Annotated in this window: 7 protein-coding genes and 1 pseudogene; 4 read left to right on the top strand and 4 right to left on the bottom strand. The window is 75.0% G+C overall.

Going from position 1 to position 11622, the window contains the following annotated elements:
• Nucleotides 1-64: 64 nt before the first annotated feature.
• Complete coding sequence (locus ACIDOF_RS22325) at nt 65-1927, bottom strand: FUSC family protein (RefSeq protein WP_409007774.1); 1863 nt, start codon at nt 1925-1927, stop codon at nt 65-67.
• A gap of 253 nt (nt 1928-2180) precedes the next feature.
• Here ACIDOF_RS22325 and ACIDOF_RS22320 point away from each other — a divergent pair, with 253 nt between their 5' ends.
• Complete coding sequence (locus ACIDOF_RS22320) at nt 2181-2630, top strand: hypothetical protein (RefSeq protein ID WP_409007773.1); 450 nt, start codon at nt 2181-2183, stop codon at nt 2628-2630.
• A 232-nt stretch (nt 2631-2862) separates the two neighbouring features.
• On the opposite strand, the gene ACIDOF_RS22315 is transcribed toward ACIDOF_RS22320, so the two are convergent.
• Genes ACIDOF_RS22315 through ACIDOF_RS22305 form a run of 3 tightly spaced genes read right to left on the bottom strand, consistent with a single transcriptional unit; the run spans nt 2863 to nt 7093 of the window.
• Entirely contained in the window at nt 2863-4146 is a 1284-nt protein-coding gene (locus tag ACIDOF_RS22315; RefSeq protein ID WP_409007772.1) for an NAD(P)/FAD-dependent oxidoreductase, read from the bottom strand.
• Nucleotides 4140-5630 carry an FAD-dependent oxidoreductase gene (locus ACIDOF_RS22310; protein ID WP_409007771.1) on the bottom strand — a complete coding sequence of 497 codons (1491 nt, stop codon included), beginning with the start codon at nt 5628-5630 and terminating at the stop codon, nt 4140-4142. The genes ACIDOF_RS22315 and ACIDOF_RS22310 overlap by 7 nt, the downstream gene beginning before the upstream one ends.
• Nucleotides 5627-7093: an FGGY family carbohydrate kinase gene (locus tag ACIDOF_RS22305; RefSeq protein WP_409007770.1), complete on the bottom strand. Its 1467-nt coding sequence runs from the start codon at nt 7091-7093 to the stop codon at nt 5627-5629. Before ACIDOF_RS22305 ends, ACIDOF_RS22310 begins: the two co-directional genes overlap by 4 nt.
• Nucleotides 7094-7431: 338 nt before the next feature.
• On the opposite strand from ACIDOF_RS22305, the gene ACIDOF_RS22300 reads away from it, so the two are divergent.
• The 3 genes and pseudogenes from ACIDOF_RS22300 to ACIDOF_RS22290 all read left to right on the top strand — a co-directional run bounded on the left by ACIDOF_RS22300 (nt 7432) and on the right by ACIDOF_RS22290 (nt 11614).
• On the top strand, nt 7432-8436 hold the full coding sequence (locus ACIDOF_RS22300; RefSeq protein ID WP_409007769.1) for a hypothetical protein: 1005 nt from the start codon (nt 7432-7434) through the stop codon (nt 8434-8436).
• Nucleotides 8437-8486: 50 nt separating this feature from the next.
• Nucleotides 8487-10007, top strand: coding sequence for an amino acid permease (locus ACIDOF_RS22295; protein ID WP_409007768.1), 1521 nt, complete (start codon nt 8487-8489; stop codon nt 10005-10007).
• 174 nt (nt 10008-10181) lie between these two features.
• Nucleotides 10182-11614, top strand: a pseudogene (locus tag ACIDOF_RS22290) (3-hydroxybutyrate oligomer hydrolase family protein).
• Nucleotides 11615-11622 lie beyond the last annotated feature (8 nt).

Raw genomic sequence — 11622 nt, 5'->3', positions numbered from 1 at the left:
TCCCTCCGTGTGGATGTGCCGGGGGCACGCTATCGGACGTACGGAGGGAGGTGCGGGCGGTGGGTCAACGGGGCGCGCTGAGCGTGGTGTTGGACGCGGAGACGGGGCACTCGGGTTCCGGGAGCGGGCCGAACTCCTCGTGCAGGCCCAGGAGTTGGGCCTGGCGGACGGTCGCGGCGGCCTGGTCGGCGGGGACGCGGCCGGTGTCGTCGAGGTGGACGGCGCAGGCGGTAGTGGTGTCGACGAGGCGTTCGAGGGCGGCGGCCGTGCGTTCGGTGCCCGCGGTGCGGCGGGCCAGGGGCGGGAGTTCGGCGGCGGCCCGGTCGATGGCGGCGCGGGCCTCGGCGAGGGTGCGGTAGGCCTCGCGGCGCAGCGTCCAGCGGGCGGAGCGGTCGTCGTGCGCGCCGAGCACATGGTGCACGTACGCGTGGGTGGCGGCGCGGGCGGCGGTGAGGCGGGCCGTGACGCCGCCGCCGGACTGGCGGGGCCAGGGCACGTGGCCGACGAGCAGGACGAGAGCGCAGGCGAGGAGGGTCTCGCCGCAGCGCACCCACGCCATCTGCGGCTCGCCGCCGAGCATCGCGAGGGCGAGGACGAGGGCGGTGATGGTGGCGGTCTGGGCGGCGAAGTGCCGTGCCGCGACCGGGATGAGCGCCCCGCAGACGCCCGCGACGGCGACGAGCCCGGCCGGATGCGGCAGGAGCGCGGCCGCCCCGGCGAACACGGCGGCGCCGACGAGCGTGCCGAGGGCCCGGCACAGGACGCGCGAGGCGAGCGGGCCGAGGTCGGGCTTGACGAGGAAGACGGCGGTGGCGGGCAGCCAGTACCAGTGGGCATGGTCGAGGGCCTGGGCGACGGCGGTGGCGGCGCCGTAGCAGACGGCGACGCGCACCCCGTACTCGCGGCCCGCGGGCCCGACTGCCTTGCGGAGCAGTGCTGTCGGGCTGGGCCTGCGGGTGTGCAGGGCGGCGGCGGTGCCCTTGTCGAAGGTGTCGGCGGCGTGCAGCAGCGCGTCGTCGAGGGCGCGCAGGGCGGCGTCCCGGCGTGCGGGTGCGGGCAGCGGGCCGCAGGGCTGTGCGGAGCGTACGGCGGCGGCGAGGCGGCGCGGTCCGACGGCGGCGCCCGGCACGGGGGTCGCGCGCGACCAGGCGAGCGCGGTGGCGGCTTCGGCGAGGGGCAGGGCGGCCGCGTACTGGGCGTGCACGCGGCGCTCGGCTGCGGTGCTCGCGGCGCGGCGGAGGCGGGGCCCGGCCAGGGCGTCCTGGGCGTGGTCGAGCGCGGCGGTGAGGGCGGCGCGGCGGGGCGTGGCGGCGGGGGTGCCGACGGCGTCGAGGAGGGCGGCGACGGCGTCGTACACGGCCGCGACGGCGGCGCGCTCCCCGTCGAACCGGTGCGGCGCGCCACGCTGCACACGCCCCGGCAAAGCTAGCCGCAGCGCCAGGAGCAGCGCGGCGCCCGCCATGAACAGCAGGGCCCGCTCCCCCGCCGGCTCGGGCAGCGGCATGCCCGCGCCGACGGCCAGAGTGACGAGGAACTGGGTGCCGCAGGCGGACGCGACCGGGCCGATCGCGCTCAGCGCACCGCCGACGAGTCCGCACAGCACGAAGAGTGAGCTCAACTGCCAGGCATCCGCGCCGAGTTGGACGACGGCGGTGCCGAGGAACAGGCCGAGGCCGCCGGCCAGCGCGGGGGCGCCGAGCCGGGTGACGGCGGCGCGGCGGCTGCCGGGGCGGTCGTTGACCCCGGCGAGCATCGCGCCGAGCGCGGCGAGGACGCCCGCCGTGGGCCGGCCCGCGAGGACGGCGGCGAGCAGCAGCGGCCCGCAGGCCAGCGCGCCGCGCACCACCGCGTTCCACGGCACGGGCCCTCGCTGCGCGGTCAGCGCGTGACGCAGCCAGGGCGGGACGGACACGGCGTACTGGGGCACGGCTCGTTGGCTCCTGTTGTCTCGATCGGGTTCACCGGACGACGTCGGCCTGTGCGTGGCATCGAGCGTAGGAGGCGTTGTTGGAGCGGAAGGTACAGGGACGTTTCCGGCATGTGACATGTGCGCCGATGTGCGCGGGGCTCTTCCTGGCTTCGTCGCAGCCCGTACGCAAGTGCGGTGTTCCGCCTCCGCTTCCGTGTGCGTACGGTCGAAGGAGCTTCGGTTTCGCGGCGTTACGACGGGGAGGCGTGCGGTGGTCGACACGGCGACGGACGGCGGGCGGGGCGGGACGGCGGACGAGGACGGGCCGCCGCCGGGGCCCGGGACGGGCGAGCCGGACCTGCGGGTGGCGGTGGTCGTGCACCGCGTGGGCCGGGAACTCGGCGCGGGCGACAAGGTGCTGCTCGCGTCGTTCGAGGCGGCGCTGGTGGAGTCCGGCATGGAGAACCTCGACCACGGCGAGGGCGACTCCCTCGGCGTCTTCCAGCAACGCCCGAGCCAGGGCTGGGGCACGCCGGACCAGGTGACGAACGTGGCGTACGCGTCCCGCCAGTTCTTCACGAGGGCCCTGGACCTCGACGACCCTTCCCTGACGGCGGGCGAACTGGCCCAGGCGGTTCAGGTGTCGGCGTACCCGGAGCGGTACGACCAACGGGAGGCGGAGGCGAGGGAGTTGCTGGTCCGGGTGGCGGAGGAGCGGTAACGGGCCCCGTCGACTCGGTCACCGCCCCTGCATCGCCCTCCGGGCTCGCGTCCTCAATCGCCGGACGGGCTCCATTTCTTCCCCACCCCGCCCCTTCCCGTAAGACTGCCGTCGGCAGGGGCTGAAACGTGCCCCGTCAGGGGCGCGGGGAACTGCGCGAGCAACCACGACGAAAGCCGCAGCCGAACGAACAGCGCCGCAGGCTTTCGGGAAGGGGCGGGTAGGGGACACATCACGGCCGCACGATCGCGACCCGCACCGCTCCCCCACCCGGATCGACGTTCCGCACCCAATACCCGTCCAAATCAAGCGAGTTGCCGGTACGGGCAGACCCACGCAGACGCTCGCGGTGCAGGATCCGACCATCCTGAGTGACCGTCAAGAACGCACCACCGCCCCCGGGAAGCGGCCCCGCGAGCCGGACCGAGAAGCGCCGCACGCCGTCGGCCGACCGGGGCTCGCGGGGCAGGCGCCCCGGCGTGATCCAGCGCGCCGGTGGCTCCGCGACCAACTCCGGGCCACCTACCCCGAGTTGGACTTCCTCGTGCCCCAGGAACCGCCGCACCGCCGCCGCTGCCGCACCCCCTTCCGCCGCGACAGCCACGGCAGGCTCCACGGCGTGCAGGACGTTGCCGACGGCGAACACGCCGGGGACGTCCGTGCCGAAGTCCGTGTCGACCAGCGGCCCGCGCGTCGCACGGTCGAGGCGGATGCCCGCTTCCCGCGCCAGTTCCGCCTCGGGGATGAAGTCCCCCGTGAACACGAGGGTGTCGCAGGGGAGTCGAGCCGTTCGGCCGTCCGCGTGCCGGATGCGCGCCCCGGTCACGCGGCCCCGGCCGAGCACCTCCGTCGCCGTCGTACGGGTGAGGAGCGGCACCGCGTGGCGCAGGCGGGCGTCGGCGGCGCGCAGCGGCGGGACCTGCGGTCGGTCGAAGTCGGTGAGCTGCGCGACGACGGCGACTCCGGCGCGGCGCAGCGTGTCGAGTGCGGCGTACGCGACGGGTTCGGCGCCGACGACGACCGCACGGCGGCCGATGTACTGGCCGAACCGGTGGACGGCCTGCTGGAGTTCGCCGGTCGTGTAGATCCCGGCGGGCCGGGTGCCCGGCACGAGGCGGGCGGCGCGGGAGCGTTCGCGGGCGCCGGTGGCGAGGACGAGGGCACGCGCGGTGATGCGTTCCAGGCCGTCGGGGCCGGTGACGTCGGCGGTGCGGGGCGCGGGCAGACCGGTGACGGTGACGGAGGTGCGGACGACGGCGCCCGCGTCCGTCGCGGCCCGCAGGCGCCGGGCGGCGTAGCGCGGGCCGCTGGTCCAGGGGGTGCCGAAGCCGCCGTGCAGGCAGTGCCGTGGGACGCCGCCGGCGTGCGGTTCGCGGTCGAGGACCTCGACGGTGCCGCAGTCCGCGGCGGCCAGGTGCTCGGCGACGGTCAGCCCCGCGGGCCCGGCCCCGACGACGAGCACGTCCACGTGGCGCTCCCGGCGGCCCACGGCTGCTCCGCCGTTGTCGTTCACCACGGCCTCGACTCCCCACTCTGCCGCGACAGTTCGCTGTCGAGCAGGTCTCGTAGCCCGGCCCCGCAGTGGAAGCCCTGGCAGCGTCCGCCGCGCGCGCGAGTGCGGCGGCGCAGTCCGTCGAGGCCCGCGGGCGGCACCGTACTGGTCAGCGCGTCGCGGATCTCGCCGAGGGTGACCCGTTCGCAGTGGCAGACGATGCGGCCGTAGTCCGGGTCGGCGGCGATCCGTTCGGCGTCCTGGTAGGGGCGCGGGGAACGTTCGCCGAGGTGGGGCATGCGGAGGGGCGGCAGGTCGGCGGGCGCGCCGAGGTCGAGGCCCGCGTCGGCGAGGAGGCCGGTGACGTGGGCGGCGATGGCGAGGGACGCGGTGAGCCCGGTGGAGCGGATGCCGCCGACGGTGACGTACTGCTGCCCGGCCCACGCGTCGATGCGGTAGTCGTCCTCCTCGGTGGCGGCGCGCAGCCCCGCGTAGACCGTGGTGACCTCCTCGTCCAGGAGGTCCGGGAGGATGCGGGCGCCCTGGACGCGGAGGGCGGTGAGGCCCTGCTCGGTGGAGTGGGTGGCGGTCTTGTCGTCGAGGTCCTCGGCGGTCGGGCCGAGCAGCACGTTCCCGAACACGGTGGGCGCGACGAGCACGCCTTTGCCGAGCGCCGTCGGCACCGGCAGCAGGATGTGCCGTACGAGGTCACGGGCGGGCTTGTCGAACACGACGAGCTGGCCGCGGCGCGGGGTGACGGTGAACGTGGTGCGGCCGAGCATCCGGTCGACGGTGTCGGCGTGCAGCCCGGCCGCGTTGACGAGCCAGCGGGTACGCAGTGCGCCGCGCCCGGTGTGGAGGGTGTGCGGGCCGCCGTCGGCAGCCCGACTCACGTTCCGCACGGGCGAGTTGAGGTGCAGGTCGACGCCCGCTCGCACCGCCTGCGTGGCGTACGCGAGCGGGGTCGTGAAGGGGTCGACGATGCTCTCGTCCGGCACCGCGAGCGCACCGAGTGCGCCCGGCCCGAGCTGGGGTTCGCGGGCGTACAGCTCGGCGGCGTCGAGGATGCGGGCCGCGTCGTAGCCGTTGCGGGCGGCCTTGGCGGCGAGTCCGGGGAGCGCGGCGAGCTGGTCCTCGTCCCAGGCGACGAGGAGCGCGCCGACCGGCTCGACGGCGATGCCGCACTCGGCGGCGTACGCCCCGAGCAGCTTGTGCCCCTCGCGGACGAGTCGGGCCTCCAGGGTGCCCGGGGTGGCGTCGAAGCCGGTGTGCAGGATCGCCGTGTTCGCCTTGGACGTGCCGTCGCCGACGTCGCCCGCGCCCTCGACGAGGGCCACGCGCAGCCGCCGGTGCCGGGCGAGTTCCCGGGCGATGGCGGCGCCGACGACGCCCGCGCCGATCACCGTCACGTCGTACGTCACGGACGACCCCGGCGCGGCTGCGCCGGGCAGCGGCCCGTACCGGGTGACCTCGCCCTCGCGGGCCGCTGTGTCGGACGGCCCGTTCACGCGGCGCCCCCTTCCACAAGGACGGCCACGGCCTCCCGGAAGCGGCCGAGCCTGTCCGCCGCCTCGTCCGCACCGATCCTCGGCTCGTACACGGTGCCGCCGCCGCGTCTCGGCACCACGTCGCTCGGGGTGAGGCGCGGGTCGAGGCCGATGCGGGCGACGGCGGCCGCGCCGAGGGCGGTGGCGTCCGCCAACTCAGCGCCTTCCACGGGGAGTTGGAGCAGGTCTGCCTGGGTCTGCATGAGCAGGGCCGAGCGGGTGAGGCCGCCGTCGACGCGCAGCGAGCGCAGCGGTGTGCCGAGGTCGGCGGCGACGGCGTCGGCGAGGTGGACGACCTGTGCGGCGAGGCCCTCGCAGAGGGCGCGTACGACATGGCCCGGCGTGGTGTCGAGGCCGAGGCCGGTGAGCGAGCCGCGGACGTCGCCCCGCCACCAGGGCGCGGCGAGCCCGGCGAGCGCCGGTACGAAGGTGACGCCGCCGGTGTCGGGCACGCTCGCGCCGACCCGGTCCAGGTCCGACGCGCCCTGGACGACGCCGAGTTCGGTGAGCCACTGCACCGCGGACGCGGCCGTGTAGACCTGGCCGTCGAGGCAGTAGCTGGTGTCGCCGTCGAGGCGCCAGGCGACGCAGCTCACCAGGCCCGAATCGCCCCGGCGGGGTCGGCTGCCGGTCGGGGCGAGCAGGAACGCGCCGGTGCCGTAGGTGCACTTGGCACCGCCCGGCTCGGTGACGTCCTGGGCGAGGAGCGCGGCCTGCTGGTCCACGAGCAGCCCGGTGAGCGGGAGTTCGGGCCCGAACGCGGTGGTGGTGCCGACGGGGCCTGCGGCGTCGACGACCTGGGGTAGCGGCTCGTCGGCGAGCCCGTACAGGTCGAGGGCGCGCGGCGACCAGGTCGCGGTGTCGAGGTCGAGGAGCTGGGTGCGGCCGGCGGTGGCGGCGTCGGTGACGAAGGCGCCGGTGAGCCGGTGGACGAGCCAGGCGTCGCTGGTCGTGACGGCGCCGCGCCGGGTGCGGTTGCGGCGGATCCACAGCATCTTCGGCGCGGCGAAGTACGGGTCCAGGGGCAGGCCGGTGAGGTGTCTCAACTCGTCGGCGTGCTCGGCGAGTTCGACGCAGAGGGGTGCGGCGCGGCGGTCGTGCCAGACGACGGCGTCGGTGAGGGGTTCGCCGGTCGCCGGGTCCCAGGCGAGGACGGTCTCGCCCTGGTTGGCGAGGCCGACGGCGGCCACCGGCTCCCCCGCGTCGGCGAGCGCCGCGCGGCCCGCGGTGACGACGGAGTCGAGGAGTTCGGCGGGTTCCACCTCGGCGCGTCCGCCCGGGAGTTGACGGGGGCGTACGGGCGCGGAGCCGGTGCCGATCACACCGCGCTCCGGGCAGACGACGAGGGCTTTGGTGCCGGATGTCCCCTGGTCGACGGCGAGCACCGGGCGGTCGGAGTGTGCTGCACGGTCGGCTGTGATCACCGCGGCAGCGTGCAACAGGGGCCGCGACCCAGTCAAGGGACGCCCTCCGGGCCCAGCCGGTCAGCCCTTCCCCGACATCGGCCGTCCATTCCCGTAACCCCGGCCGACAGATTCGATCAAGACAGTTTCCCGGACCAGACCAGAATCGGAACCACCCGCTCTACACTGATCGCCGACCAACCAGGCTCCGCAGTACGGGAGTTCGGGCTCCGCCGCCCGGACAGCCCGGTCGCGTCCGTGAAGTCCCGCCGTTCGCCCGCAGGGCAGGCGAGACTTCACGGACACGGCCGCGCGCGAGCCTGCCCGCCCTCGGGAAAGAGGGGTTCACCAGAGGATTCATGCCTATGCCGCCCGCCCGCCCGGTGTACCACCCCGCCGGGCACGACGCCGCCCTGCGCGCCGTGCTGCAGGACCTCAGGGCGGGCCGCTGGGTGTCGACGCGCACCCTGCTCGCCGAGACCCGCGACTGGGGCCTGTGGACCCAGCGCACGCAGATCATCGCCGCGGCCCTCGCCGGCACCGACGTGCTCCAGGTGTGGCACGCCGAGGAGCCGCACAGCCTCGTCCTGACCGTGCTGCACGCGCGCGTGGCCGTCGAACGGGCCCTGCGCGCCCACCGCTCCGGCCACCGCCGCACCCCCGAACTCTGGCGGGACGCGGCCGAGTCCTGCCGGTACGCCTCGCAGGCGGCGCCCGACGACCCGGTGCCGTGGGTCGGACTGCTCGCCCTCGCCCAGCTCGACGAGGGACAGCGCCGCCCGGAGCACCGGCAGCCGGCGCCGGAGCCGATGCTGTTCCCCGGCCCGTGGCAGCTGCTCGCCCAGGCCGACAAGCGCGACCCCGGCAACCGCGAGGCGTACCACCGGATGCTGCAGTACGCGTACCAGCTCCGGCCCGGTGTCTCGATGACGGCGGCCGTCAACTTCGTCCAGTGGGCGGCCTCTTCGGCCCCGGCGGGCTCCGCGCTGCACGTCCTTCCGCTGTACGCGCGCGTGGAGCGCTACCGCCGCGAGGGCGGCCAGGAGCGCGCGCTCGACCTGCACTGGATCTCCGAGGAGGCGACCCGCGGCGCGCTGCACGCCCTGCGCCTCTGGTTCGACCACTCGGCGCCGGACACGCGCTCGCTGCTCGACCTCAACCACCTGGCGCACGCCTTGTGGGGCGCGCACCAGTTCCACGACGCGCTCCGGGTGTTCGACGCCCTCGACCCGTACTTCACGGTCGTCCCCTGGTCGTACCGCACCCCGACCCCCGGCTCGTCCGAGGCCGCGGCCGAGCTGTTCACCCAGGCCAGGTCCCGCTGCCGGGCCGCCACCGGACGCCGGGGCCGCGACCGCACCTGACCCCGCCCCCCTCGACCCCACCTCACCCCTGTCCCCACGGAGGTACGCGCGTGTCCCGCACCACCCTGTCGCAGTCCGCACCGCCCCCACAGGTGCACGACGAGGAAGCCCGCCTGAGGGAGCTCGGCTACCAGCCGGTCCTGGCCCGCCGCATGGGCGGCTTCGGCAACTTCGCGATCAGCTTCTCCGTGATCTCCATCCTGTCCGGCTGCATGACGCTGTACGGCTTCGGCCTCGGCACGGGCGGGCCCGCGGTGATGATGTGGGGCTGGGCGGGCGTCGGCCTGTTCGTGCTCTGCGTCGGCATGGCCCTCGCCGAGGTGACGAGCGCGTACCCGACGTCCGGCGCGCTCTACTACATGGCGGACCGGCTCGGGGGCCGCCGCTGGGGCTGGTACACAGGCTGGCTGAATCTGCTCGGTCTGCTCGGCGCGATCGCGGGCATCGACTACGGCGCGGCGCTGTTCACCGGCGCGATCCTGGACCTGCAGTTCGGCTTCCAGGCGACCCCGCAGTCGACGTTCCTGATCTTCCTGGCGATCCTCCTGGTGCACGCCCTGCTCAACCTGTTCAACGTGCGCCTGGTCAGCCTGCTCAACTCCATCAGCGTGTGGTGGCACCTGGCCGGCGTCGCCCTGATCGTCGGCGTCCTCGTCGTCGCCCCGGACAGCCACCGCACGCCGAGCGAGGTGTTCGGCCACTTCGTCAACGACACCGGCTGGGACAACCCGCTGTACGTCGCGGCCATCGGCCTGCTGCTCGCCCAGTACACGTTCTCCGGCTACGACGCGTCCGCGCACCTCTCCGAGGAGACGTCCAACGCCTCGGTGTCGGCGGCCCGCGGCATCGTCCGCGCCATCTGGGCCTCCTGGGCGGCCGGTTTCGTGCTCCTCGCCGGACTCACCTTCGCCATCCAGGACTACGACAAGACCGCCGCGGCCGACGTACCGCCCGCGCAGATCATGATCGACGCGGTCGGCACCTCCGGCGCCACGGCCCTGCTGCTCGTCGTGGTCGTGGCCCAGCTGTTCTGCGGCAACGCCGAAGTGGCCGCCGCGAGCCGCATGGTGTTCGCGTTCAGCCGGGACAAGGCGCTGCCCGGCTCGGCCCTGTGGCGCAAGGTCAGCCCGCGCACGCAGGCGCCGGTCCCGGCGGTGTGGCTCTCCGTCGGCCTGGCCGCCCTGATCGCGGCGCCGTCCCTGTACTCGGCGACCGCGTACGGCGCCGTCACCGCGATCAACGTCATCGGCATCACGCCCGCGTACGCCATCCCGATCTTCCTGCGGCTGCGCGCGGGCGACCGGTTCACGCCCGGCCCGTGGAACCTCGGCAAGTGGAGCAAGCCGGTCGGCTGGATCGCGGTGATCTGGGTGGGCTTCGTGACGGTGCTGTTCTGCCTGCCGCAGTCCGCGCCGGTGACGGCCGACTCGATGAACTACGCGTCCATCGCCCTCGCCGTCGTCCTGATCCTCGCCACGGCCTGGTGGTTCGCCGCCCGCCGCACGTACAGCACCCCGTCGGCGTACGGTTCGGAGCGCGAGCAGGCGGAGATCTCGGAGGGCATCGTCTGAGCCCTGGCCCACAGGCCCACAACTTGCGTGCTGTGCCTCGCCGTTGACGCGGGGCACAGCACGTTCGTTCGTGTTGGCGGGCCACTGGTGTCGGCGTACGAGCATGGGGTGCGCACCCATGTCGGGCGGTGCGGGGGCGGCCTAGCCTCCAGCCATCCCGCCTCTGGAGGCCCCATGCACCCGCTCGCACCCTGCGCCCGAACACGTCGCGCCGCGCTCGCCGCCCTCGCCCTGACCGCCACGACCGCGCTCACCCTCTCCCCCGCCGAGGCCGCGCCGCAGGGCCCGTACGCCGGGCACTGCGGGCGGATCGGTGAGCTGAGCATGCCGGGCGCAGAGCGTCAACAGGCCGCCTGCCTGGGCGAGTTGACGACCGCGGGCACCGTCGCGTCCGGGCACACCGACCCGGCCGACTGGGCGGGGCTCACCCCGGAGGGCCTGCCGGTGCCGAGCGGTGTGCCGGGCATTCAGGTCGACGGCTACTTCCCGGACGCGTCCCGCAGCAACACCAACCACGCCTGGAACCACGACTCCCAGTTCGTCCTGCGGTTGCCGGACGACTGGAACGGCGGCCTCGTCGTCGCGGGCACGCCCGGCAACCGCGAGCAGTACGCGAACGACCGCGCCATCGCCGACTGGGTGCTGTCCCGCGGCTACGCCTTCGCCAGCACGGACAAGGGCAACACCGGCGCCGCCTTCCACCGCGACGGGCGGCGCCCCGGGGACGCGGTCGCCGAGTGGAACACCCGCGTCACCCAACTCGCCCGCGCCGCCCGCAAGGTGGTCGCCCAGCGCTACGGCCGCCCGCCCGCGCGCACCCTCGCCACCGGCATGTCCAACGCGGCTATCTGGTCCGCTGGCAGCTGGAGAACCACCCCGAGCTGTACGACGGGGGCGTCGACTGGGAGGGCACGCTCTGGCGCGAGCACGGGCCGAACCTCTTCACGTTCCTCCCGGCCGCGCTGCGCCACTACCCGGCCGTCGCGGCGGGCGGCCCGGACGCGGAACGGGCCCGCGCCGCCCTGCACGCCGCCGGGTTCCCGCCCGGCTCGGAGTTCCTGTGGCCGTACCACCACCGCGTCTACTGGGACCTGACCCAGCGGATCTACCGCGAGGAGTTCGACCCGGACTTCGACGGCGCGACCGAGGCCGGCACCCCGTACTGCGCTCCGGGCACGCCGGGCTGCGACGCGGACTACGTGTACGGGGACCGGCCGGACGAGGTGCGGCGCGCGGTGCGCGGGGTCGCCCTGACCGGACGGATCGGCAAGCCCCTGCTCACGGTGCACGGCACGCTCGACGTGCTGCTGCCGATCGGGCAGAGCGCGGACGCGTACGCGCGGCTCGTGCGGTCGGCGGGCCGCGGCGCCCTGCACCGCACGTACCGCGTGGAGGACGGCACGCACTCCGACGCCCTGGTCGACTCCTTCCCGGACCGGCTCCGCCCGCTCGTCCCCTGCCACCGCTCCGCGTTCACGGCCCTCGAACGGCTCCTCGACGACGGCGTACGACCGCCGGAGAGCGGCACGATCCGCAGGCCGGAAGGGCCGGACGGACGGGACGGAAGGAACCTCGTGACGAAGTGCGCGCTGGACCCGGAAAGTTGACCCCGCCC

The organism is Streptomyces sp. Da 82-17 (assembly GCF_046098215.1).
Lineage (GTDB): Bacteria > Actinomycetota > Actinomycetes > Streptomycetales > Streptomycetaceae > Streptomyces.
Note: the sequence above shows the minus strand (reverse complement) of the source record. Positions and strands in the feature narration are given on the sequence as shown.